23 protein-coding genes are annotated in these 24,551 nt (G+C 59.4%); 11 read left to right on the top strand and 12 right to left on the bottom strand.

Going from position 1 to position 24,551, the window contains the following annotated elements; all coding sequences use genetic code 11:
• Positions 1-29 precede the first annotated feature (29 nt).
• The 4 genes from U9970_RS13755 to U9970_RS13740 all read left to right on the top strand — a co-directional run bounded on the left by U9970_RS13755 (position 30) and on the right by U9970_RS13740 (position 4,453).
• Positions 30-914: an AAA family ATPase gene (locus U9970_RS13755; RefSeq protein ID WP_322764670.1), complete on the top strand. Its 885-nt coding sequence runs from the start codon at positions 30-32 to the stop codon at positions 912-914.
• The gene (locus tag U9970_RS13750) at positions 901-1,806 is read left to right on the top strand and encodes a DUF58 domain-containing protein (protein ID WP_322764669.1); all 906 of its coding nucleotides are present in this window, start codon (positions 901-903) and stop codon (positions 1,804-1,806) included. Before U9970_RS13755 ends, U9970_RS13750 begins: the two co-directional genes overlap by 14 nt.
• Entirely contained in the window at positions 1,803-3,614 is a 1,812-nt protein-coding gene (locus tag U9970_RS13745; RefSeq protein WP_322764668.1) for a transglutaminase family protein, read from the top strand. Before U9970_RS13750 ends, U9970_RS13745 begins: the two co-directional genes overlap by 4 nt.
• A 119-nt stretch (positions 3,615-3,733) precedes the next feature.
• On the top strand, positions 3,734-4,453 hold the full coding sequence (locus tag U9970_RS13740; protein ID WP_322764667.1) for a pentapeptide repeat-containing protein: 720 nt from the start codon (positions 3,734-3,736) through the stop codon (positions 4,451-4,453).
• 9 nt (positions 4,454-4,462) lie between these two features.
• Here U9970_RS13740 and U9970_RS13735 read toward each other — a convergent pair whose 3' ends face one another.
• From U9970_RS13735 to U9970_RS13700, 8 genes are all read right to left on the bottom strand, one after another.
• Positions 4,463-4,741 carry a RodZ domain-containing protein gene (locus tag U9970_RS13735; RefSeq protein WP_322764666.1) on the bottom strand — a complete coding sequence of 93 codons (279 nt, stop codon included), beginning with the start codon at positions 4,739-4,741 and terminating at the stop codon, positions 4,463-4,465.
• Positions 4,742-4,984: 243 nt separating this feature from the next.
• Positions 4,985-5,227 (bottom strand): hypothetical protein, encoded by a 243-nt coding sequence (locus U9970_RS13730; protein ID WP_322764665.1) that lies wholly within the window; start codon positions 5,225-5,227, stop codon positions 4,985-4,987.
• A gap of 43 nt (positions 5,228-5,270) precedes the next feature.
• Positions 5,271-7,820 carry a type II secretion system protein GspD gene (locus tag U9970_RS13725; RefSeq protein ID WP_322764664.1) on the bottom strand — a complete coding sequence of 850 codons (2,550 nt, stop codon included), beginning with the start codon at positions 7,818-7,820 and terminating at the stop codon, positions 5,271-5,273.
• 93 nt (positions 7,821-7,913) lie between these two features.
• Positions 7,914-8,645 (bottom strand): hypothetical protein, encoded by a 732-nt coding sequence (locus U9970_RS13720; protein ID WP_322764663.1) that lies wholly within the window; start codon positions 8,643-8,645, stop codon positions 7,914-7,916.
• Entirely contained in the window at positions 8,645-9,361 is a 717-nt protein-coding gene (locus U9970_RS13715; protein ID WP_254941904.1) for a PilN domain-containing protein, read from the bottom strand. The genes U9970_RS13720 and U9970_RS13715 overlap by 1 nt, the downstream gene beginning before the upstream one ends.
• Positions 9,358-10,170, bottom strand: coding sequence for a type IV pilus biogenesis protein PilM (gene pilM, locus U9970_RS13710; RefSeq protein ID WP_322764662.1), 813 nt, complete (start codon positions 10,168-10,170; stop codon positions 9,358-9,360). Before pilM ends, U9970_RS13715 begins: the two co-directional genes overlap by 4 nt.
• A 106-nt stretch (positions 10,171-10,276) precedes the next feature.
• Positions 10,277-11,446, bottom strand: a complete 1,170-nt coding sequence (locus U9970_RS13705; protein ID WP_407653049.1) for a quinone-dependent dihydroorotate dehydrogenase — start codon at positions 11,444-11,446, stop codon at positions 10,277-10,279.
• Positions 11,447-11,457: 11 nt separating this feature from the next.
• Positions 11,458-12,255 carry a ribonuclease H family protein gene (locus tag U9970_RS13700; RefSeq protein ID WP_322764660.1) on the bottom strand — a complete coding sequence of 266 codons (798 nt, stop codon included), beginning with the start codon at positions 12,253-12,255 and terminating at the stop codon, positions 11,458-11,460.
• Between the two features lie 57 nt (positions 12,256-12,312).
• Between U9970_RS13700 and U9970_RS13695 the strand changes: the two genes are divergently transcribed.
• Positions 12,313-13,026, top strand: coding sequence for a DUF3747 domain-containing protein (locus tag U9970_RS13695; RefSeq protein WP_322764659.1), 714 nt, complete (start codon positions 12,313-12,315; stop codon positions 13,024-13,026).
• A 298-nt stretch (positions 13,027-13,324) separates the two neighbouring features.
• Here the strand turns inward: U9970_RS13695 and rplL are convergent, their stop codons facing one another.
• Both rplL and rplJ read right to left on the bottom strand, forming a co-directional pair.
• Complete coding sequence (rplL, locus tag U9970_RS13690) at positions 13,325-13,708, bottom strand: 50S ribosomal protein L7/L12 (protein WP_322764658.1); 384 nt, start codon at positions 13,706-13,708, stop codon at positions 13,325-13,327.
• 50 nt (positions 13,709-13,758) lie between these two features.
• Positions 13,759-14,283 carry a 50S ribosomal protein L10 gene (gene rplJ / locus U9970_RS13685; RefSeq protein WP_273330473.1) on the bottom strand — a complete coding sequence of 175 codons (525 nt, stop codon included), beginning with the start codon at positions 14,281-14,283 and terminating at the stop codon, positions 13,759-13,761.
• A 253-nt stretch (positions 14,284-14,536) separates the two neighbouring features.
• Here rplJ and U9970_RS13680 point away from each other — a divergent pair, with 253 nt between their 5' ends.
• The 4 genes from U9970_RS13680 to U9970_RS13665 all read left to right on the top strand — a co-directional run bounded on the left by U9970_RS13680 (position 14,537) and on the right by U9970_RS13665 (position 20,111).
• On the top strand, positions 14,537-16,009 hold the full coding sequence (locus tag U9970_RS13680) for an ABC transporter permease subunit (protein WP_322764657.1): 1,473 nt from the start codon (positions 14,537-14,539) through the stop codon (positions 16,007-16,009).
• 546 nt (positions 16,010-16,555) lie between these two features.
• Complete coding sequence (locus U9970_RS13675) at positions 16,556-17,617, top strand: aKG-HExxH-type peptide beta-hydroxylase (protein WP_322764656.1); 1,062 nt, start codon at positions 16,556-16,558, stop codon at positions 17,615-17,617.
• A 122-nt stretch (positions 17,618-17,739) separates the two neighbouring features.
• Positions 17,740-19,101, top strand: coding sequence for a class I adenylate-forming enzyme family protein (locus tag U9970_RS13670; RefSeq protein WP_322764655.1), 1,362 nt, complete (start codon positions 17,740-17,742; stop codon positions 19,099-19,101).
• Positions 19,102-19,514: 413 nt separating this feature from the next.
• Positions 19,515-20,111 carry a hypothetical protein gene (locus tag U9970_RS13665; protein ID WP_322764654.1) on the top strand — a complete coding sequence of 199 codons (597 nt, stop codon included), beginning with the start codon at positions 19,515-19,517 and terminating at the stop codon, positions 20,109-20,111.
• Between the two features lie 105 nt (positions 20,112-20,216).
• Here the strand turns inward: U9970_RS13665 and U9970_RS13660 are convergent, their stop codons facing one another.
• Positions 20,217-20,543, bottom strand: coding sequence for an acyl carrier protein (locus U9970_RS13660; protein WP_322764653.1), 327 nt, complete (start codon positions 20,541-20,543; stop codon positions 20,217-20,219).
• Positions 20,544-20,954: 411 nt separating this feature from the next.
• Between U9970_RS13660 and U9970_RS13655 the strand changes: the two genes are divergently transcribed.
• Entirely contained in the window at positions 20,955-22,523 is a 1,569-nt protein-coding gene (locus U9970_RS13655; protein WP_322764652.1) for an IS5 family transposase, read from the top strand.
• Positions 22,524-22,617: 94 nt separating this feature from the next.
• A complete protein-coding gene (locus U9970_RS13650) occupies positions 22,618-22,956 on the top strand; it encodes a GNAT family N-acetyltransferase (protein WP_322764651.1) in 339 nt (112 codons plus the stop codon).
• On the opposite strand, the gene U9970_RS13645 is transcribed toward U9970_RS13650, so the two are convergent.
• Complete coding sequence (locus U9970_RS13645; protein ID WP_322764650.1) at positions 22,937-24,520, bottom strand: class I adenylate-forming enzyme family protein; 1,584 nt, start codon at positions 24,518-24,520, stop codon at positions 22,937-22,939. The genes U9970_RS13650 and U9970_RS13645 overlap by 20 nt on opposite strands.
• Positions 24,521-24,551: the final 31 nt, after the last annotated feature.

Below are 24,551 nucleotides of genomic sequence, written 5' to 3'. Positions count from 1 at the left end.
GCCAAAATCGTGTTCTTCGCACCGGCCCCGTGTCCAGCCCCAGGCTGCAACCGCTGATCAGCGCCATCGGCCAGGTGCTGCTGGGCAAGGAGCAGGCGGTGCGGCTGGCCCTGGCCTGCCTGCTGGCCCGCGGCCATCTACTGATCGAAGACCTGCCCGGCATGGGCAAAACCACCCTGGCCGAGGCCCTCGCCCGCGTGTTCGGCCTCGAGTTCAAGCGGGTGAGCTTCACCAGCGACCTGCTGCCAGCCGATCTCACCGGCATCAACGTTTTTGATGCCGGCAGCGCCAGCTTCCACTTCCAGCCCGGCCCCCTATTCAGCCAGGTGCTGCTGGCCGATGAGATCAACCGCGCCAGCCCCCGCACCCAGAGCGCCCTGCTGGAGGCGATGGCGGCCGGCCGGGTGAGCGTCGACGGGGTGAGCCATCCCCTGCCCAAGCCCTTCCTGGTGATCGCCACCCAGAACGGTCTCGACCAGGTGGGCACCGCACCCCTGCCGGAATCCCAGCTGGATCGCTTCTTGATGCAGCTGAGCCTGGGTTATCCGGATCGACGGGCCGAACGCAATCTGCTCAGCGGCCAGGCGCTGCCGCCAGCCAGCCTGGAGCCCTTGCTAGATGGCGCCGGCCTGCTGGAGCTGCAGCAACGAGCCGCCGCCCAGCACTGCTCCAGCGCCCTGCTCGACTACGTACTCGACCTGGCCGCTTTCAGCCGGCGAGCAGACCAAGCCGGCACCGGGCTATCACCGCGGGCCTGCCAGGGGCTGGTGGCTGCCGCCCGGGCCTGGTCGCTGCTGGAGGGGCGGGACCACGTCACCCCCGCCGACGTGCAGGCGGTGCTGCCAGCGGTGGCTGAACACAGGCTGGCGGGCGATGCGGCGACCCTGCTGGCGGGGGTTGATGGACTTCGCTAGGGCCCAGCAACTGATCAAACCGCAGCGAGGCGAGCGGCTAAAGCTGGGGCTGCGCAACCTCTACATCCTGCCGACCCGCTTCGGCTTGCTCTGGCTGGCGGGCGGCGGCCTGCTGCTGCTCGTAGCGATCCAAACCCAGCGCAATGGCCCGCTGCTGCTGAGCTTCCTGATGCTGGGGCTGTGGCTGCTGGCCCTGCACCTCACCCAGTTCAACCTGCAAGGCCTCGAACTTGAAGCCCTGGCCCCAAGCGGTGGCTTCGCCGGCGAAATGGTCGCCTATCCGCTGCTCTGCCGCAGCCGCTGCCAGCGCGACGGGATCCAGCTGGGGCTGGCCGGCAGCGCGGCAACACCCCAGCCGCTAGCGGCTGGCGAATCGGTGCTCTCGGTGCCTTGGCGAGCGGGGCGGCGGGGGTTGCAAACCCCGGGGCGACTGCGGCTGCAAACCACCGCACCCCTCGGACTTTTCGTGTGCTGGACGCTGTGGGAACCGCCACGGCCCCAGCCCATCTATCCAGCCCGGCGGCCCGGGCCGGTGGCCGAAAGCTCCACTAGCCGGTTAGCGGCAGGCAGCGACGACTGGGACGACCTGCGCCCCCACCGCCCGCAGGACGGCCTAGCCCGAGTGGCCTGGAAATCCCTAGCCCAGGGCCGGGGCCGCCAAACCAAAACCTTCGCCGCTGCCACCCCTGCGGTGGGGCTGCTGGCGCCAGCGCCGGGCCTGCCGCCGGAGCGGGCCCTGGAGCACCTCAGCGCCGAAATCTGGCGCCGCAGCAAGGCGGGCGAGGCCTACGGCCTGGCCTTGGGCGACACCCAAGTGGCCCCCAACACGGGCCCCGAACACCGGGACCGCTGCCTACTGGCCCTGGCCCTTGCACCTGGCGCAGCGTCATGAGTGGTAGCGCCCGCTGGCTGCAGATCCTGGGGCTTGGGGCCCTGGCGGCGGGTTTGGTGGGGCTGGATTTCAGCGCACCACTCAGCTGGCTGTCGGCGGGGCTGCTACTGCTGGCTGGCCTGAAGCTGGCCGAGGCCCGCAGCCTGCGGGAGCGGCGACTGGTGAGCCTGCTCACCTTGATTGGCGGCGGGGTGCAGGGTGCCCAGCAAGGGGAGCTGCTGCCCAGCCTGCTGCAACTGCTGGCCACAGCTCTGGGCCTGGCGGGGCTGCTGGCCCTGGAGGTGGGGAGCGGGCTGAGCTGGCGCGCGGTGTTGCGCCGCAGCCTGGCGGTGCTGCTGGCGGCCCTGCCGGTGGCCCTGGTGCTGTTTCTACTGGTGCCGCGAATCGAGCCGATTTGGCAAACGCCAAACCTGCGGGGTGCTGGCGGCAGCGCCGTAACTGGCTTGAGCAGCGAACTCGATCCAGGCAGCATCTCAAACCTCGCCGACAACACGGGTCCGGCAGCGCGGGTGAGCTTCAGCAGCGGCCAGCTGCCCGAGCCGGCTGAGCGCTATTGGCGCGTGATCGTGCACGAGCAGTTCGACGGGCAGAGCTGGAAGCAGCGCGAGCTGGCAAGCAACCGCCGAGCCGAGCCAACCGCCGCCGATAGCAATCCAGAGAGCAACACCAGCAGCCAGGTGTGGCTGGTGGAACCCAGCCCGGTGAACGCCTTGCCCTGGGATGGCAGCGGCCGGGCCAACCCCAACCAGTTGCGGGTGAATCGCAGCGGCGAACTGCAGCCCCTCCAGGCCAGTCGGGAGCGCCAGGCCTATTTGGTGAGGGCCACGGGCAGCCGCCAGGAGTGGCAGCAACGGCAACCGAGCCCGGCGGATCTGGAGCTACCGGCCGGCAGCAATCCCCAGCTGGAGGCGCTTGGGGCCAGCTGGCGAGATCTGGCCACGCCCGAGCAACGGCTAGCCGCTGCCAAGCAATGGTTTACGCAGCAGGATTTCCGCTACAGCCGCACTCCTGGTACCCAGCGGGGCCTGGATGTATTTCTATTTGAAAGGCGCGAAGGCTTCTGCGGCCACTACGCCAGCGCCTTGACGGCCCTGATGCGGGCCGCGGGGGTGCCGGCTCGGGTGGTGAGCGGATATCTGGGCGGCACCTGGGTGCGGCCGCTCAGCGGAGCGCCCTACCTGGATCTGCGCCACAGCAATGCCCACGCCTGGAGTGAGGTGTGGCTGCCGGGCCAGGGCTGGCAGCGAATAGACCCAAGCGCCTGGGCAACGGCCCCAGCCAGCCGCGCTGAAGGCAGCGAAGCAGGCGGCAGCACCAACCCCATTAGCTCCTGGCTGCAATGGCTGCAGTGGCAGTGGTGGGGCCTGGACCTGGCCTGGAGCCGCTGGTGGCTGGGCTTCGATCAGGCCGGCCAGGAGGCCCTGCTGCAACGGCTATTTGGCGACCAACGCCAATGGCTCGGCGCCGTGGTGCTGGCAAGCGTTGCGGCGCTGCTGGCTCTGGCGCTGGCCTGGCTGCAGTGGCTGCAACAGCCAGGCAAGCCCCAAGGGCGAAGGCGACAACTCAACCGGGTGCTGCAGCTGCTGGAGCAACAAGGGCTGCAGCTGCAAGCGGGCGAAACTCTTGAATCCCTCGCCCTGAGAGCCCGGGAGGCGCACTATTGCGAGGCTGAACTCCTAACGGAACTAGTAGCCAGCTACGACCAGCTGCTCTTTGCCCCACTCACTGGCCCCCAACGCCGCCAGGCCGAGGCTCGCTGGCACAAGTTGCGCAAAGAGCTTGGGACGCGCCGGCTGAAGGCGCTATAAGGCAGCAAGGCTTAGGGATAGTTGTGATGAACGGTTCAAAGCTGAGATATCAACTTCTGGCAGTTGCTTGCCTGACGGCTTGCCTAACCAGCCCTGCGGCCCGTGCCTCGGGAGAAGACTTGATCAAGCTGCTGGATAGCCGTAGCTGCCGTAATTGCAAGCTGCAGGATTCTGATCTAGTTCACGCCAACCTGCGTGATGCGGACCTTAGGGGCGCCCAGTTGCAGCGAGCCAATCTTGGCCAAGCAAAGCTAGATGGGGCGCGCCTTAACGGCGCAGACCTTAGTTTCACCAGCCTTACGGGTGCCTCACTGCGGGGCGCCGATCTGCGCGGAGCACGAATAAGTGGCACCGATTTACGCCAGGCTGATCTGAGTGGAGCCCTGCTAGACCCAGGAGCCCTGTCGCGAAGCCACTGGCAACAGGCAAAGGGGGTGAATCAAGAGCAGCTGAGCTTTGTGGAACTCCATAACGCCGGGGTGGAGGCTTCGATGCAGGGACGCCATAGCGAAGCGGAGGGTTATTTCAATGCCGCCATTCGGCGCGAACCAGCCGCTGCAATCACCTGGGTAGCCCGAGGGATCACGAGGGGGCAACAGGGACAGGTTGAAATGGCGGCCAAGGACTTCAACTACGCCGCCAACCTGTATGAACAGGGCGGTGACACCAGCCAGGCCCAACAGCTGCGAGCAGCCGTAAAGCAGATGGGCCAAGGGGATCAGCAGGCAAGCGGAAATGGCTTCGGCAGCCAGGTGCTGAATGGACTGGTCTCAACCTTCGGAGCACTGGCGCCACTGGCGGTCAAGGCAGCAGGCATGGGCATGGGGATGGGATTCTGAATCTGAGCTTCAAGGGCGAATCTCCACCCAATCGAGATCGCCAACGTCGCCTAGGGGCTTAGGCACCGCATCACCTACAGCAACGAAAAGCAGATCGGGGCGGCCGGAGCGCAGCCGCAACCCCTGAGCCAGCGGAAACCGCTTGGGCGCTCCTGGCTGGAGGATTGCATCAAAGACTTGGCGCCCCTTGAGATCTTCCACTAACACCCAGCTCTCACCTCCTCGAGCCTGCAACTGAATCGTGGTAGACGCGTTTGGCACTGGAGCTGCCTGAGGGGAGCGAATCAACGCCCCACCCCGAGGAGCGAGTTCACGACTACTGAAAAGGCTAGGAATCACTAGTGCTGCACCAACAAGCCCCAACGCTGCTGCACTAAGACCCAGCAGCCGGAGCTTGGGCAAGCGCTTAAAGAGGGGGATTTGCAACTTGGTCCAAATTGGGGGGTTGGGGTTATCCGGAACTTCAGATGCTGCCCCTGAGGCCGGCAGCTGCTTCTGCTGGGTGGACTCAGCCAAGGCATGCCCCACTTGCTACTGAAGGGCCTTACGCTCATCAAGCAGCTGGCGGATCTCTTGGGCAACGGAGCGCAACTTCTGACTAAATTTTCCTTCATAAATCCCTGGCAGCTCGTTCAGTAGGCGCTGGTATTCCTCAAGCTCAGCCTGAGCCTCTGCAACTTGCGATTCCAAGACTTCCAGCCGGACGGCCTGCTCATCAGCTGGCGCCGGCCCTAAAGACGCACCATCAGACTGGTCGGGTGGCTGCACAGACATCAGCCTTATCGATCAGAGCCAAAAGCAATGGTGACCACCAAGTTTAATTTCCGCCAGGGCCGCTCATTGCCCCAAAGAATTCACGTCCAGCAGCAGTCCCGGGCTGGTATCCATAGCCATATACACCGCCTTGATCGTCATTAACTATTCGCGGCGACACCATAATTACAAGTTCGCGCTTTTCCTTGCGCCCCGAACTTGATCTAAAGAATTGACCGATCAAAGGCATGTCGCCAAGGATGGGCCACTTGCTAACTTCAGTTCTATCAAACTCAGAAATAACACCTGTCATGATAAGAGTTTGACCATCGCGAACGCGCAAAGCACCTGTATCCAGGCTGCGAATACTAAGAATATTTAGATTTGATCCACAGCCCTGGGGAGCATTTTCTTGATCAGTGACTGCGGAAACGCTAGGGGACAAAACGAAAGTAACAAATCCATTGTCATCGATTTTCTCTACCCTGGCACCTAAAACAAGCCCAGCTGTAGACAGCTCAGGGGTACATACAACATTACCGCCCTGAGATGGCGTCTCTGTGCTGTATCCCGTCACCACATTGGTACCAACACGAACAACTCCTTCATTGGCACGTCTTCTGCCAATAGCGCTATCTAATCCAATGTTTGTGATGCCTTGACTAGCACTTTGAGAAGACCCACTAGAAGATGCCGCTTCGGATCCCTCTCTCAGCAATGAGGGATTTTCTTGAAGAATTAGAGTAGGACTGGCAAGCAACTTGGTCGACCCCGAAACAATCTGTGCTCGCACAAAATCAAAAAACTGGTCTTCAGGATAGAAATTCCCAGGATTTCGAGGCAAGCTCGCAACATTAAGGGAGCTAGCAGAGCCACGATTAGCACGCGTACTGGTACGCGATACCGTGCCATTTCTGCCAAGAATACGCTGAATAGAGCGCTGGACTCGATTAAGATTGTTCTCTTGCGGAATCAAAACAAAGCTTTCATCACCGGTCACCGGGTCAGTAACTCGCTCCAACTGAGAGCCCGTTTCACGCTCAATAGTCCTAAGGGTTTGCCTATCGAGCGACCGATTTCTAGCAGCCGAGATCGTCAGAGAACGGTCAAAATTGCTGGCAGACTGATTCTGACTAAATCCTTGATTCGGCGGGCCACCCTCTGAGGTAAACGTACCATCAGCATATTCAACCGTCTGTGGCTGAGACCGACCAAAAGCATCCTGCTTTGGTGGCAAATTACTACCAAATGCCCCCAGCAGCTGCCCGCTATCATTAACAATAAAGTTATTGCCCCACCTAAAGGCAAACGAATTATCAATTTCGGAGACATTATCGAGATTAACATCAAGAATTCGCACGCTCAAGGCAACCTGGCGCTGGCGAAGATCTAGCTGCTTGAGATATTGTTCTGCGACCGAAACGATAACAGGATCGCCAACAAGGGTAATCGTTCCAAGACGAGTATCTGTTGTAGCTCTCAGGCCGAGCAGCGGACCACTGGAAGCTCCATACGCCTCTACGTTAGTAATTGAGCTTGATTGTGTCGTTTGAGAGTTAGCGCCTGAGGAGACAGCTTCTCCCTGGGCAACGCCCTGGGTTACCGAAGTGGTAATCGTGTTGGTCTTGGTAACCGTGGCACCAAGATTAGCCAGGTAATCAGCAGCAGCATTCGGGCCTACCTGATTTAGGCGATAGACCTTCGACAACTGTGGCCCGAAGGTTTTAGACAAGGCTTTGGGACCGGCAAGAATCATGTTGCCCTCACGCCTTCCTTGCAAACCAGCTGCTAGCAAAGCAGTATTGAAAGCACGACCATAACTTTCACCACGGAATGCCAGAGATATTCGAGTTGATCCTGCATCAACTCCACCAGCAGGATTAGCTGCATCAGCTTCTGCCACATAGGCAAAGCCATAACCCCCCACCTGAGCAAGAGCCATCAAGGCATCTTTGGCCGGTGCATTCTTAAGGGTCATGGTGACCGCGGGGCCACTTAGATTCAAATAGCCAGGATTACGCAGTGTCATCGATCCCACGGCCATATCTCCGAGGGGGGGCGCCACTGCCCGAGGCTGAAGCGGCGGCGCAAAGGTGGCCTGAGGGATATAGCCAGGCTGCCGAGCATTGAAACGAGCTACAGGAAGAGACACCTGGGAAGAGGCTGGGAAGCTGATGATCAAGCTGACTCCATCACCACTCACCACAGGCCGACCCAATGGGGCTCCCGCCACGGGGGTGACACCAACTCGATAGCTACTGCCAGATCCGTCCAGCGTGATGGTCTGAAAACCCAGCTCGGGCAAAGACAGCCGCTGGGGGCCAACCCGTAGGCCCGAAGGGGTTGCTGTTGTAAGCAAACCCTGCCAGCCATTGGCACCACTGGATTGCTGCAGCTGCGGTGCCAGACCAGCACCTTCAATCACTAATTCAACCGAATCTCTGAGGCGTCGCACCTTTAGCTGCAAAGGCCCGGCAGTCGGCACCGCAAGAGCATTAGCACTGGGCGCTCCGGCCGCACTACCGTTACCACCAGAGGCACGAGGGGCCGCATGAACAGCGGCTTCAGCCAGGGCAATTGCTGGTAGCACTGTGGCCAAGGCAGCCGATGCCAATCGAAACCGGAGAGGGCTTGCCAACTGGACCAATGCTACTCAGATTTAATCTTAGCGAAAATACTTCCGAAAAGCCAGGAGCAAATTAGTCAATCAGGACTTTTTAGGAATTGGCTGAGCTATATTACTGTCAGTAGCTTGATAAGAAGTCAGCATCAATTTGAGCTCAGTTTTCACCACTACTCGGCCACCACCTGGAACAGCAGTCCCGGCCGGAGGGGCAACCTGAGCCCCAGATTTAGCTGGATCTACCACAGCCAAAGACAAATTGCTCTGGCTCACAAGCACACTGAGCTTTTCGGTGGCTCGCATAAATGCCAGCAGGCTTGGATAACTACCGCGAGCGGTGAGCAACACCTTCTGCTCCTTCAGCCCAGCCGCTTCCATAGGAGAAGCTGGCGAAGGTGGAGCCTGTTCACCCTTCTTTGCTTCTGCAGCGGGCACAGGTGCTAGCGCCGCCACTGGCTCATAGAGATCAAGCTGAACGCCGTGGCGCGCAGCTTCCGCGTCAAGCTGGGCAAGAAAGGTGACAAATTCGCCACTACCCTGAATTAATTGCAGCACCTGCAGCTGCTTACGCTCTGCCGCGGTCTTGGCCTCGGCGGTTTTGGCAATCTGAGATCTCAGCAGGGGGATTCGGGACTTGAATTCCTCCAATTGGGCCAAACTTTCACTGCTGACTTGGAGGCGCAACCACTGAGGCAATACCCCAAAGCCAATAATCAACGCAGCAACTACCGCACCAATACCAATCGGCACACCCAACAGCAAACGCTGCTGCAACTTGGTGGCATTAGGGCTAGCAACATCTTGAAGATTAGTCATCAGAGCAAGCCCTCCTTTTGGAGCAGATCGAGTCGTCGCACCAAACCCTCGGAGCCCAGCTGGGTGAGGATTTGTTTTTCCGCTAGCGGACTAATCGGCGGGCGGAAATTTACCTGGATCTCAAAATTGACCGGTGCTACTACTGCTTGAGCCTGGGGTGTGCTGGCTGCACCCACTTCGCGGGAGGCCTTCACCAAGGTGATCGCATTGGGATCAAGCAAGGGCGAACGCTTCAGCTGCAGCTGCAGGGCATTGATACGGGCAAAAGCCTGGGGATCACGCGACAACCCCTTGAGGCGATAGCCAGTGCCTTCTTCAGCAGCACTGGTGAGCTGGATTCCCTCAGGCACCCTCATTTGCAGATCACGCAGCACTGCTGAACCGGATCGCACTGACAGCAAGCCCTTAACCAAATCCTGATTGGCCTTTGTCACCCCATTGAGCTTGGTTCTACTGGCGTTCAGCTGGGTTTCAAACAACTGCACCTCCGCTTCCACGGTGCCTAGGCCCTCGATCGCCGAGCTCACCATCAAGGCTCTCAAAAACACCAATACCGCCACGACAAGGGAAACGCCAACCAGTGCCGCACCAATCACCACACCCTGGACAAGCCAGCGGCGCCCCTGGATGGAGGCATCAGCTGGTTCGGGCAGATTCAGCTCCTGGCGTTTTTCGCGCAGCAGATCAAACTGGGAGGCCATAGATGGGGAGCTCATTGGGCCAACTCCAGGCCGGCAAGTCCCTGCAGCACAAGGGATCCAAAGCCGTCACGCTCGAGCAGCTCGGCCTCCAGTCCTAGGGCCTGTTCCAAGCCTTCCAGATCCGGCATTGATTCGGCGAGCAGCAGCCTCACGGGTGCTTTGGGTGCATGGTTGCTGCGATAAAAATCCAGGCTCTGCTGCAGGGCCGGCAACAACTCCGGCATAGGCCCAGGCAGCAGCCGCTCAAATTCAGGCACGCCCTGGCGCCAGAGGGTTAGGACGGTCTGCTCGTCAAGCGGCTGCAACAGGGCTACCAGGGTGGAGGCAGGTGTGGCTCTTAGTTCATCGCTAAGGGCTCCCATTAAGCACACCTGAGCCGGCAGCAGATGTTGCAGGGTGCCGCCAGCGATCGCAAACACCTCCACCCAGGCCTCCACCACCGAACGAGCTGCGGCCACCACCAGGGAGCTGGACCTATTTCCAGGTAGGGGCTGCACATCGACGTAAGCGTCATCCAACGCAAACGGCAGCCGCAGATCCGGGTTCAGATCGCGTAGCTCATCGATCGAATCCACGGGATGCTGCGCGCTAGCCCATTCGAGCACCCGCCAATGGGCCGCCTGGCGGGGCAGGGACACCACCAGCTGGGAATCAATCCCACCGTGCTCGAGCAGCAGATCACCGATGAAGTCGCCAACGGCATCCGCGAGCTGGGGCACCCCATTACGGCAGGTGCGCGCCGGTATCGGCGCCGACCAGGCTGGCTCAACTGGCTGGCCCCGTTTAACGGACTGGCCAAGCACCAAGTGCTCGGACAAATCCACCATCACCAGTTTGGGAAATAGCTGGGCACGGAGGGGGCGCCAAGTGTTTTGGAGTCCCGCCACTACCAAGGTGCAAACCCATTCGCTATTGCAACTTACCGAACATTCAGCGCCAGGCCAGACCGGTGCCCACGGCTGCGCTGATATGGCTCAGGCCATGACGATCCAGCTGGGACGCCAGACCTTCCAAAATCTGCGGCACCAGCGCCGGCCCGCCGTAGATCCAGCCGGTATAGAGCTGCACCAGCGAGGCCCCCGCGGTGATCCGCTCCCAGGCGCTCTCAGCCGAATCGATCCCGCCGACGCCAATCAGGGGCAAGGCTGGACCCGCCGTGGCCCGCAGCCGGCGCAGCACTTCAAGGGCCCTGCCCCGGAGGGGCACTCCGCTGAGACCGCCGGCCTCCTCGGCCAATGTGCGGCCCGTCTGCACCAGGCGCCGCTGCTCCAGGCCAAGGCGATGCAGGCTGGTGTTCACGGCGATTACGCCGGCCAGCCCCTCCTCATAGGCCATGCGGGCGATGGCATCAATGGCGTCGTCCTCCAGATCCGGCGCTATCTTCACCAGCAGCGGCGGGCAGGCCGGCAAGCGCCGCAGCCGCTCCACCAGGCGCCGCAACAGGGTTTCCTCCTGCAGCTCCCGCAGCCCCGGCGTGTTGGGCGAGCTCACATTGATCACCGCATAGTCGGCCAGGGGGGCGAGGAGCTCCAGGGAGGAGGCGTAGTCGTCGGGGGCCAGCTCCAGGGAGGTGATCTTGGATTTGCCCAGGTTGATGCCCAGCACCGCCGGGCGCTGGCCCGGTGCCGGCAGCTGCTGACGCTCCAGGGTGCGGCGCAACACCTGGGCGCCGCCGTTGTTAAAGCCCATGCGGTTGAGCGCCGCCCGCTCGGCAGCCAAACGAAACAGCCGCGGCTTGGGATTACCCGGCTGGCCGTGCCAGGTGACCGTGCCCAGCTCGGCAAAGCCAAAACCAAACAAATGCCAGATCCCTGCTGCTACACCGTTTTTGTCAAATCCAGCCGCCAGGCCCACCGGGTTAGAGAAGCGGCAGCCAAACAGGGTTTGCTCCAGCCGTGGATCGGGGCGCTGCAGCTCAGCGGCCAAGCCTGCCAGGGCACCACTCACCAAGGGCCATTGGCGCCGCAAGGAGGCTTGGGCCAGGGCCGTCAGCGTCATTTGGCTGAGCTGCTCGGCGTCAGCGCCGTCATCGCGGCCCAGCAGCGGCCCCACCAGCCGCTCATACAAGGCCCCTGTGCTGGTTGCTGTGCCTGAATCCACCATTTCCCCGCCTACTCCCGCGCGCCCAATCCTCCCTCGTCCCGTTGCAAACGCCAGCGCCCTCCCTCCAGGGGCAACACCTGCCAGTCGCGCCAGCGCCAGGGGCCACTGCGGCGCTCCAGTTGCTGCAAGGGCTGCTCCACCAGCTGGGCCAGCTCCACCAAGCTGAGGCCGTAGCCCTGGCTAGCGAAGCGGTCGGCCAGCTCACAGCGGCTCAGCAGCTGCTGCAGGGGCGCCGGCGCCGGGTCGGCAATCGCTGGGCCAGGGGCGGCATTTTTAGTGCTGGGACCCTCACCAGGGACGTCGGCTTCGATGCGGGCGGTGGCGATCACCTCGCCAGCCGCCATGGCCGGCATCTGACCCTTGGAAAAGGCCACGGCGATCGCATCACAGCGGTCGTTGTCTGGGTCACCGCTGTGACCCTTGACATGCACCAGGGACACTCCTTCAAGCCGGGCCTGGTCCAGCAGCTCCCATAGATCCCGATTGAGCACCGCCCCACCGGAGGCCGTGCGCCAGCCCTTGCGCTTCCAGCCCTGGATCCACTTGCTGAAACCGTCGATCAGGTAGCGGCTGTCGGTGCGGATGCTGAGCTGGGCCGGTCGCGGCAGCTCCTTGATGGCCTCCAGCAGGGCCAGGGCTGCGGTGAGCTCCATGCGGTTGTTGGTGGTGGCCCGATCGGCGCCACCCATCTCATGCACCGAGCCATCCTCAAAGCGCAGCAAGGCGCCCCAGCCGCCTGGGCCCGGATTGCCACTGCAAGCACCATCACAGGCCGCAGCCACCACTTTCACCGGCTTAGCCGCCACTGGACAACCCCCGAAAATTCGCTAAAGAACCCATCTGCCCGCTTGCTGCGCCCCGCCATGGACCCATCCAAACCGGGCCTGACCAGGAGCCAGGCAGAGCGCCGAACCTACCGCCCCTGGCGGAACGCCCTGCTGGCAGGTGCGGCCCTGGCCGCCCTCACCCCCTGGGCAGAGGCCGCAGGCTTGTTCAATAGCAAACCGCTCGATGCCAGCAGCTTCGCCGTGCTGGCGCGGCCCCTGGGGCGCAGCGACTGGAACCTGCTGGTGCTTGAGCAGATCAAGCCCCAACCCCGCTGCTGGCAGGAGCGCCCGGACGGCCTGATCGACCCAGCCCTGAACCGCTTTAACTTCACCGGCATCTGCAGCCGCTATCTCGACAGCAACGGCTACTCCCTGCGCATCGGCGATCAGGATCTGGCCAGTCGCTACCGGCTGCAGCTGCGCCAGAGCGGCAACGAACTGCAACTGCAGGCCAGCACCCCCAGCGATCCCACCACCCTGGTGGTTGCCCGCGCCCAGGTGCCCCTGCGGGATCGGGATGGGTTTGTGGCCCTGAAGCTCGAATCCGGCTGGGACCTGCAACGCCGCAGCTTTGGCGAGCAGACCCTCAATCACCTGTACTTCGCCAACGCCGCACCCCTGCCCCAGCTAATAGCAGCCGCCAGCGGCACCTCCCAACCCGCGCCCCCGCTGGTCCCCCCCCCGAGCCTGCTGGCCCAGGGGATGGGCCAGGGCCCTATTCGCTTGCCAGTGATCCCCTTCCGCGATTGAAGCCGGGTGCCAGTTGCCAGAGAGTCCCAGTCCAGCTAGCCGACCCCAAAGCCTGCCATTAAGTTTCTGGGGTGTGAGGAGTGGGAACGCTCTTCCGGGGTCGAAACGAGGACAGACTCCCTGAATCGTTCCAACTCAGAGCCCTGCCTTCGGCGGGGCTTTTTTATTGGTCCCATCTTTTTATTGGTCCCTTTTTTTGATTCGTTACTGCATTAAAAAACCGGCCCGAGAGGGGCCGGTCTGGTGGCAACGAAAGACGTATGCAGAAAGGTGATAGGGCCCCGAAAGGCCCCAGCGATCACTTGATCGAAACCTTGCCGCCGACTTCTTCCACAGCTTTTTTGATGGATTCGGCTTCGCCTTTGGCGATGCCTTCCTTGATGGCGCAGGGAGCGCTTTCCACCAGGGCCTTGGCTTCGCCCAGGCCGAGGCCGGTGACTTCGCGGACGGCCTTGAGGACCTTGATCTTGGCAGCGGCGTCAAAGCTGTCGAGCATGACGTCGAATTCGGTCTGCTCCTCGGCGGCTTCAGCAGCAGCAGCGGGAGCTGCGGCCATCACCACACCGGCGGAAGCGGCGGCGGATACACCAAAAGCCTCTTCGATCTGCTTGACGAGCTCGGAAGCTTCAAGCAGGGAAAGAGTCTTCAGTGACTCGAGAATTTGGTCGGTTGTAGCGGACATGGTTGAGAATCAGCAACAGATCTGTTTGTGAACAGTCGGATCGGGGGAGCTCAGCTGTCGCCTTCGGCGTGCTGTTTGAGCGCCCGGGCAAGACCGGACGGAACCTCGTTGATACCCACAGCCAACTTGGTAGCCACGGCGTTGATCGCACCTGCGATCTGGGCCATGAGCACCTCCTTGGAGGGCAGATCTCCGATGGCCTTGATGTCTTTTTCGGAGAGGAGTTTGCCTTCGAAAAGGCCACCCTTCACCTCAGACTTCTTCGTGTCCTTCTGGAAGGACTGCACGGCCTTCACCGCACCACCCACATCGCCCTTTACCAGGACGAAAGCGTTGGAGCCGGTGAGCAGAGAATCGAGATTCGCCCAGGCGGTATTTCCATCAATAGCGCGACGCATCAAGGTGTTTTTAGTCACCTTGCAGACGCCTTTGCTGGCCTGCAGACGAATCCGCAGATCAGACATCTCCTTGATGGACAAGCCCTTGAAATCAAGGACAAGCGCCATTTCGGCCTCGCCGAGGAGCCCCTTGAGCTCATCGACGATCTGTTGCTTGCTCTCCAGCGTGCGGCCCATAGGAAAGGAACGGATCAGGGGAACAAGCCGGGAACGCGGCCCTGGACACTGACTTTCCAAAAGAAAGGTCAGCTCGAGGCCGCTGCACGCTCCACAACCCTTCCGGACGAATCCTTCCTGGTGCCAAACCTGTCGCGATCACCTCGGCAGGACTTACGGACCGAAATCCACCTGCTGTCTGGGGTTGGGCGCGTGCCCTTCTGGACAAAGCCAGAAGAGCACACTAACACACTGCCCATACCTGAGCTCAGCCATGCCTGCCTCTCGCCGCCGCGGCGCCATGCTGCTGCTCAGCATGGTGCTGGCCTTGGTGGTAAGCCTGGCGATTCCAGCCCGAGCGACCCCCGCCTGGACCGTAGGCACCGATCCCACCTATGCCCCCTTCGGCATGACAGATGGGGCCAGCGGCGAGCTGCAGGGCTTCGATATCGAGCTGATCGAAGCGATCGCCAAGCGCACTGGCCAGCGGCTCAAGCTCACAGCTCTGCCCTTTGATGGCCTGATACCTGCCCTGCAAGCGGGCAACCTCGACCTGGCGATCAGCGCCATGACGATCACCGCCGAGCGGGCCGAAACCGTCGACTTTTCGCGCCCTTATTTTGCCGCTGGCTTGGGCATAGTTGTGCGGCGAGGCACCCGGGGCATCGCCAACCTCAAGGATCTAGAAGGACGCACGATCGCCGTTCAGATCGGTTCCACCGGCGCAAAGGCCATGGCAGCCGTGCCCGGAGCGAAGCTCAGCACCTTTGATTCAGGTCCTCTCGCCCTGCAGGAGCTCCTCAACGGCCACGTGGAGGCCTACGTAAATGACCTGCCTGCCACCTTGTATGCCATCGAAACCGCTGGCCTCGATGGCATCGAGATCGCCGGCAAGCCCCTCACCAGCGACTTCTACGGCATCGCCTTCCCCAAGGGCTCTGGCCTGCGCGAAACAGTAAACAAGGGGCTGGGCCAGGTACTGGCCGATGGCAGCTACGCCCGTATCTATGAGCGTTGGTTTGGGCAGAGCCCGCCAGCTCTGCCCCAGCGAGCCCCTGCTCTCGATAGCCGCAGCGATAGCGCCGGACTCGACGGGGTGCAGTTGCTGCGCAATTTGATCCGCGGTGCGGGCGTGACCCTGGCGCTGACCCTCTGCTCCTTCTGCCTAGGTCTGATCGGAGCCGGCCTGGTAGCTGCGGGGCTACTGGGTGCCAACCCAGTGATACAGCGCTGCTGCCGCATCTACGTCGACTTCTTTCGGGGCACACCAATTTTGGTGCAGCTGTTCGTGATCTACTTCGGCGTGCCTGCCCTAGCCCGCCAACTGGGACTTGATCTGCAATTAGATCGCTTCGCCGCAGCCGTGCTCGCCCTAGGTCTAAACGGCGCTGCCTACCTAGCCGAAACCCTACGAGCAGGAATTATTTCCATTGACCGCGGCCAATGGGAGGCCTCAAGGGCCCTAGGGCTCAAGCCCCTAACGGCGCTGCAGCTGGTGATCTTGCCCCAAGCCCTGCAGCGGGTGCTGCCTTCCTTAGCCAATGAGTTCATCACGCTGATTAAGGACACCAGCCTGGCGGCAGTGATCGGCTTCGACGAACTTTTCCGCCAAGGGCAGCTGGTGGTGGCCACCAGCTACCGGGCGTTTGAGGTGTACCTAGCGGTGGCCTTGGTGTATCTAGTGATGACAACCACGGCCTCGCTGCTGTTCAAGCAGCTGGAGCGGCGACTCAGCCTTCCTGCTTGAGGTCCTGCAGAGGCCTTGGGCTAGTGGAGCTTAGTGGCCTCAATCAGTGCTTGCGATAACACTGCCAACTCCTGTGCCGCCAAGGACTGCAAGCGCTTAGCCTAGTTATTGGCAAAAGTCAACCGGTAATCAGTGGAGTGGAGCACTTGCAAACCATGAACTCAGCACTAATTAGCTACCACAGAAAAGCATTCCAATCGCTGCCCTAGGCTTTCCAAGGCTTACCTTGATCACGGATATACCAACTCTTGACAAGCTTGGGCAGGTCATGCGAAAATGATGGAGTTGGACATCTCAAAATGAAGCCCGCCCTAAGCAATCTATTTGGATTCAAGTTAATGGCTTTTGAAAGTAGTGCTTTACATCCAAAAGTAGGCACAGAGCCTATATTTAGCCTGAGCGCCGTTCTGGACAAAATGGGAGACAAAGCAACTACCAGTCGCATTAGCGCAAAGATTGGAGAACCGGGCTCACCTTGAACCCCATTCGATTGGTACAAACCGATCAATCGAGGCCATATGAACTGCAAACCAATCTCAACTAAATGTGAGCCCCGCCGACCCGGGATGCGGCAGAATAATTGATAATTTCCGCCTTGATTCATTAACTGGCCTAATCCGAGCCGGCGAGCTGGATCTGCTCACCTCCCTCGCTCGTCTAGAGGAGCATGAGTTTTCTATTACCTCATCCTCATCTAGTGCGTTGTCGTGCTCAACCAAGCTACGACATCACCTTGCAGACGCAGCTTTACCCTATCCCTCTTGGGCCTATCTCGCCTATTATAAACTAGGAATCTGGCTAATCGGTGGCGCACATGAGCAGGCGCCGGCCATGAGTTTATTCATAACAGATATCTGCAACATAATTCGCTCCGACAAACCTACTTCTCCTGTAGCTTTTGGCGACCCAAGCCTCGCATCTGAACGTGTCTGGCAATCTGTTCTCAACCTCTTCCAGGAGGGCGGGGATTTCTTATATGACCTAGAGGCGCCGAGCCAGCACTCCCTGGATCACTGGTGCACTCAAATCTCTGCGGTTCACAGACTCATCGCTCGCTTAGATCCGGATCTATCAGTTCTGATGGCTCAGCTACAGAACCTAATAATTTTGAGCGCTCCCGGGCCACGCTCGCAACAAGCAGGGATTGCATTTGGCGGTGCTACCTGCTTTTTCTTCCGCGGCGCAACCCTACTCAATGCGAGTCGCCCCATTTCAAAGGTGCAAATGTTGGAGCTTCTGGTTCATGAATATGCGCATGCTGAGCTTTTCGTACTGGGCCAAGAGCAACCCCTATGCTTCAACAGCGACGAAGAGCGCTATCCCGTGCTAATTCGATCCGATCCACGTCCGATGAACGGCATCATCCACTCGCTTTATGTGGTGGGCCGTGTTGTGGAAATCCTGAAGAAATTGCTCAAAGATGGAATAGATGGTGAACCCGACCGCGAAGTCACGCTGGCAAATGCTCAAGACATGCTTAGCAAGCAACTAAACTTCGGTAGATCGTCGCTGCGTGTAGTTGAACAACATGCAGATTTGACACAACTCGGGCAGTCGGTATTAGTTAAGTCACGCAAACGATTGGCGCCGGTAGATTCCACCCAGTGAACAGCTCAGCGCCAACCTGCCTAGTAGATATCCAACAGCACTGGCAAAAGCACTGCACATCAGGACTTAACGGATTTGACTGGCTAGGCGCTCCCATTAAAGGAGACTGGCTAGCAGAGCAGGTGCAAAAGCAGCGTCAAATATTGGCAACAATATTAGAATGCAGCCCTAACTCTTATAAGCAAATAGTAGGCATCGCTATAGCCGATGGCATCGAAAACCTGGTTTTGGGATTAGCTCTAGCCCTGGAGGGTATTACCCAGACCATCCTGCCCATAACAGCCACCAGCACAGAGCAGATCCTGCTTAGTCGGCGCTTCAAACTCACCCATCTCATTGGAGTAGCGGGGCCACCAGATCGAGAGTGTTGGCAGCCCGTCGGGAGCGCACTTGGGCTGGGGTGTTGGCGCAAGGTAAATACCGTGGAATACGAACTAGATGGGTCAAGCTACCCCGACGGAACCTGCGGCCAACATGAAGATGGTGGCAGAGATTTGGGCCCCTTGATATTTCTTGGGACAACCTCTGGCACTACTACCGGCCGACCGGGCCTAACCAAGATCCACAGCCGAACACTGCGCGACATCGTGCTGTCCAAGCGCTGGTCTCCTTACGACCTTGTGCGTAAACCCCTTTTCGGGCCTGACATGCAGAACTGGAGCAGCCGCACCTCCAAGTTGCGTCAGCTATTGCAAGGGAGAAGCTTTGTGACTCGACCGTCCCTGACCCCACTGGCTAGCAACCCACTCCCCACCGATTGCGATGGCACGCTGATGGCACCGGGGGGACTAAGACGGCGCCTCGCCCAGGGCGATCTACTGCATTGCTCGCCAGATTTTCTGATCATTAGCGGCAGTGACCACGTACCGATGGAACTGAGACGAACAGTGGCCGCCATCGACGGGATCTCACTCGGCATAACCTATGCAACGAGTCAGACAGGTCCACTTACCTGGCTGCCGCCAGATGCACTGCTTGACGAGACCGACTCCGTGGGCTGGTTACTGCCTGATGTGACACTGAAATCAGTCGAAAGCGGTTCAATACTGGAACGGGAAAACCTCAGCTTCCGTGAAGCATTGATCACCAAATCCAATAAGTCATTAAATCCTGGGGATCTACTGGCAATCTCAGCCTCTGGGCAGGTAATTTTCGGTGGACGCGCAAACGATGTCTTTCTGTTCAATAGTGTCTTAATCTCCCCGCTCGAGATTGAGGATGTACTGATGCAACATCCAGGCATCAATGAGTGCGCAGCCTTCGGAGCAACGTCAGCACGCTTTGGCAGCGTCCCAATGGCGGCAATCACAGCAAGACCACAATGGCCATCAGAAAAGATTCTTCAGGAGCTGGAGGCACTATGCCGCGCATCCCTGGGCATACGTCGCCCCCGAAAGCTGATTATTATGGATACGATTCCCAAAGGGAACACCGGCAAGGCGCTGAGAAGAGAGCTCAGCAGGATGCACGCACTTCAGCAATGACTCAGGCGGCAGCTCGACACAATGATGCGGTGCCATGGATCGACCTTGAGCAAAACCTGTGGCATGAAACGCCTAGGCAATGGGCAGCACGCTTTAACAATGCAAGTCCTAACGAATGCAATAGGCTACTTCTCGCACTCACACGCCATGCCACCAACACACAGATCACGCGTCTGCTTAACATTCTAGATCATAAATGCGGCCGCCATCAGCTTGCTCTCCAAAGCTGGCGAGCAACTCTGACTAGATTAAGCCCCAATATCTTCAGCGAATATACGAGGTATAAACTGTTAATCAGAGAACGCGAAGACCACTGGCTTCTCCACTACAGACGGGCAAAGTCTTCCCGAAGCAAAGTAAGCAGGGAGCCAAATCCAGTGATCATCGGCATCACAGGCAGTGCTGGCCTACTAATGGCGCCAATCCCCTGCGTCCTTGCAGCGATCGCTCACACACAATACGATCTGATTGTCGTCCGCCGTCGATACAAAGAAAGCTATTTCAGTAACAACGGCCATTTATTCATATCAATCGGCAACCATCTTCATTTAAAGCTGAAGGACAAACTACAATCTTCAATTTTGCTCGGCACCAGCAACGGAGGCCTTGCGGCACTTTGCATGGGGCATTCCCTGAGGCTGCAGCTATCCATTGCGATCGGCGCTGGAGCGGACGCAAATACTTTCCTACCGAACAGCCCGGTGAACCAAGCCGCCCAAAAGCTGCGCATACCAACTTTGGCAATACCTTGGCGCATAAAAAAGACCCGGCTGTTGCTGGCAGCATCTGCTGAGAATCTCGCGGATCACAAAAGTGCTCTTCTGATCAGCGATCACTTCAACCATCACCATCAGAAATCAGCACACGCCACAGCAATGCTTTTCTCAGGGTGCAGCAACCACAGCCTCCCCGAAGACCTAGCCCACAAAGGGATACCCCTAGAGCAATTGCTGATTCCGTTGATTAACAACAACCTGAACAAGCTTCCCGAGCACCAGAGGCATTGCTGAGCAACCTGAAACGAGCAACGCATTTATAGTTACTTTGAAAAATCAACCGTATTCCATACAAAGAACCTCGCTGGGGATCAAGCCACATGCCCCTGCCAGAAAACCCTAGGAATCGCCCTGCGCGTCTTTACTTCGACCAAGCAAACGACTCTCCACAAGACACAATAGATCTTCGGCAAAGTGCCCATTTATCAGCTCTTCTGGCTGCACAACAATCCCGAGCTCCAGCTCTAAGTGAATGCAGAATTCCATGGCCCCAAGGCTATCAAGCCCGAGATCCTCTAACGACAAGGTGTCTGCTCCAGCCACCAAATTAGCTTGGATCTGCTCCGCCTCCGCTGGAGGTACAGATAAAGACTGCAAAGCGTGGGCCACCATGGCAATAGACGACTCGCGCAAAGCTGCAGCATCTGCAAAACTTTCATTGAACATGGGAGCCACATCCCAGAAGCACTGAATCCATTAAGGAGACGGGCAAAGTATCCACATTCTGCTTCATAATGGTGGTGCTTTCAGCGCGGAAGTCCAAAGGCAGGGACTGTGACTTCAGACTCTGCACGATCAGGTTCAGCCAATCACCTTGCGGCGCCGCGGATCTAGCCACCTCAGCGTGATTCATCAGCCAAACAGCCAAGAGGCTTGCATTGCGAGCATCCTGATCCGACCGGTGATCGTGGCTGACTGCCCAGCCCTGGCAGCACTGGTGAGTGGCCTGGGCTACGCAAGTAGGGACTCCTGAAAAAGCCAGATCGACTGCAGCGCAACTTGTTTCAGCGATCGAAACCCGTTAAACTCGCCGCGTACAGAGCAATTGACGATTGCTACAACTGCTGAACGCTGCAGATGTACCGAAAACACCATAACGGCCAGCTCTCAATCGAAGAATTCCATGTGCCTTTTGGCGGCACGTTGGACCCGGACAATCGCTGGGTGCTCTTCTCCAGGCTGGTGCTATGGGAAGAGCTGGAAGAAACATATGCCCCTCAGTTCAATCCCACAACTGGCGCCCCTGCCAAGCCTGTCAGATTGGCGTTTGGCGCGCTATTCATCAAACAGCGGCTTGGCCTGAGCGATGAGGAAACCGTCGAGCAGATCCGAGAAAATGCTTACATGCAGTTTTTTCTTGGCTTTGCGGGCTATTCCAGCAAGTCGCCATTTGATCCATCGATGATGGTTCATTTCCGAAAGCGATTCTCGGAGGAGGATCTCAAACGGATCAACGAACTCATTGCCGAACGAGGTAAGGCCATGGTGATCGAGGCTATGTCCTCACTCCCAGATGACAACGATTCTGACGACCCAGGCGCTGATGCTGTCAACCAGAAATCACTGGACGACTTCGTGAAGCCTGCAGATTGGCCAGAGGACAAGAACTGGGGAACACTCACCATCGATGCCTCTTGCACGCCAGCCGACATCACCTATCCGACTGATCTGAAGTTGCTGAACGAAGCAAGGGAGTCGACTGAACGAATTATTGATGATCTGTGCGACCAGCACATGGACTTTCGCAAACACCGGCCACGATACGACCGCGGTAAGGCACGTGCTGTTTTCCTTAATGTCGCCAAACAGAAGAAGCCACGCCGTCGCAAGATTAAAGCTGCGATACGCCGCCAGCTCGACTATTTGCAGCGAAATCTTGATACCATTGATGCCTTGATCGTTGCTGGGGCAGGGCTTTCGGGCCTAAAGACACATTGGTGGCAGAAGCTTCTCGTGATCAGCGAGCTGCACCGCCAACAAAGCATCCTGCTGTACGCCAAGACGCGCAGCATCCCCGACCGCATCGTCAACCTAGTTCAGCGACAGGTTCGTCCCATTGTTCGCGGCAAGGCAAGAGCTGCTGTTGAGTTTGGCGCCAAGATTAGTGTTTCCGTGCGCAATGGCTTTGCCTTCCTGCACAGGATCAGCTGGGATCCATACAGTGAAGGTGAAGACCTGATTCCACAAGCCAAGAAATATAAGCACGAACATGGCTGCTATCCCGAGCGGATCTGCGCCGATCGCATCTATATCACTACCAAGAATCGAAACTTCTGCACCAGGAACAACATACGCCTATCTGGTAAGCGATTGGGCAGGCCGCCGAAGGATCCCGAGATCAATGCGGCTCATAAGCAACAGCTCAGTGCAGACCAACGGAGGAGAAACGAGGTGGAGGGCGTCTTTGGATCAGGGAAGCGGAAGTATTCACTACGGCTGATCATGGCTCGGCTGACTAAGGGTGCAGAAACCTCGATCTCTATGGGGTTTCTGGTGATGTGCGCTGAGAAGATCCTGAGGCTCCTCCGCCTCTTTTTTGTCACTATCTTTGCTTGGTTTTACTCCTGGCAATGGCCAGGCTCCTCCTGGGTGGTCCTCAGGAACATTTGCCTGCTTGAGACAGTCAAATCTCCTGTCACTGCATGACCGAGTTTTCGAGCTGCCTGTCCTCCTTGGTCTTTGGCCGCACTCGAGGAGGCGCAGTTTTCTTTTTCAGGAGTCCCCAAGTACAGCCCAAGAGATGGAACAGCGCCTCCAGGCCATGCCACCGGCCTCATACAGGACTTTCGTCGCGGAAGTGGATGGCAGCGTTGTTGGGTTGGTGGGGCTGATGCTGCCACCGGTGTACACCTGCAACGAGCCCATGGGCTGGATCCTGGTGCTCGTGGTGGATCCGGCTCACCGGCACCAGGGTATCGGCAGCCGTTTGCTGCGTCATGCTGAGCAGTTCATGGCCAGCCGGGGTGCCCGGGCGTTTCAGCTGTACTCAAAGTTCGCCAACGAGCAAGCCCACAACTTCTACAGAGCCCAGGGCTATGAGCCAGAGGCCTACCGCTTCCTCAAACAGCCTGATCCATGAGGCGGTAGCGGCGGGCCAGCTCACGGCGAAGCGGCTTGCCGCCGACCCCCCGGGGGATCTCGGCGTTGGGATGCACCGCGTAGAGGCCCCGAAAGCCGAACAATTGACGAGATGCCCTCTGCAGTTGTAGTGAGATGCGAAGAGGATCCAGACCCTCTTCCAGCTGCACCACGGCCATGGGAACGGCGCCATAGGTGCTCGACTCCGCACCGAAGGCCACTGCTTCTAGAACCCCCTGCTGAGCCTCAAGGAAGGTTTCCAATGGCACGGGAGAGATAAGCACACCCCGGAACAGGAAGACGTCATTGGCCCTGCCGGCGAAAACGAACTGTCCATCGGGCCGTGCTCGCAGCCGGTCGCCAGGGCGAAAGCCCAGCAGGTTCTGAACCTCGAAGCGCCAGCCCCCCCCAGGTTCCGGCAGCGCCACGGTCCACGTCTTATCCACCACGACCTCGGCCGCACCATCCTCGGCAGCCTCCTCAGGGAAACCCAGAGTCACCCCCGCCACGGGCCAACCCACCGACTCCTCGACGGCCAGCAGCTGATTCGCCGGCAGGAAGGTGATCGGACCACACTGGCTGGTCGAATAGGTGATGACCAAGCAGCCCGGCCTCTGGTGATGAACCTCGCCGCGCAGCGCCATCGGCACCCGATCGGTGCCGACAAGAATCTCAAGGGACTCAGGGAACTCAGGCAGGGCCCTGCGGACCACCAGACGGCGCAACTCGGGAATGAACAGGTGGGTGCGGGTGGCCCCGCTCTCCCCGTAGAGCCTGGGCAGGGCCTCCTCCTGCTGGGCTGCGTAGAGGCAGAGGCAGCCGCCGGCCAGGATCAGGTTGATCAGCTGGGCCCGCGGACCCGGAAACTGGAAATTGCGCCGCACCATCCGGCGAGGGGTGAAGTAGTGCCAGTGTTCACCGGCCGTGAGGTAGTGAAGCGAGGTCAGGAAGGTGCGGAGCTGCAACGAGGGAACGCCGGTGGTGGTTGCTGAGCTGAGGGTGAGAAAGGCTGGATCCGAGAGCCGCAGGGGCATCGCACTGCTCTGCGAAGGCTGGGCAAGATCGGGCCGCAGCGCCTGAAACCGCACATCGCCCTCACCTGCTCCCGGCATGAACAGGCTGAAATCGGCGACGGTCTGCCATCCCCCTGGCAGAAGCGTGGATGAGTCCGTAAGGATCCAGTCGCATTCCAGCTGCTGCTGCTGCGCCTCGATCTCGGCCAAAGGCGCATGGCGTGGAAATACCACCTGGCATTGCCCTGCCAGAAAGATGGCGATCCCCACCACGAGATTGGACACCCCGTCGTCCAGATGGATACCGACACGCCCCGGTGAACGAAGCAACCCCAACCTTTCCAACACTCCGAGCAGGTCGCGAACAGCAGCGGCAATATCAGCTCGGGTGGTGCAGCCACTGGTGCTCCACGTCACCTCGGCCGTCGGAGCTTCCTCCTCCCACCCCTGGAAATAGAGCTGGAGAAGAGCCGGCAGATCTCCGTCAGAGCGAGCCAGGGAGCTCTGACGGAGAGGAGTCTCGGCTCCCGGCCAACCATGGATGCGGGCCATCGATGCCGCTGGCAGACGACGAAACTTCTGG

Source organism: Cyanobium usitatum str. Tous (assembly GCF_963920485.1).
Classification (GTDB): Bacteria; Cyanobacteriota; Cyanobacteriia; order PCC-6307; family Cyanobiaceae; genus Cyanobium_A; species Cyanobium_A usitatum_A.
The sequence above is the reverse complement of the archived record's forward strand: the minus strand, read 5'-3'. Positions and strand labels throughout refer to the sequence as shown.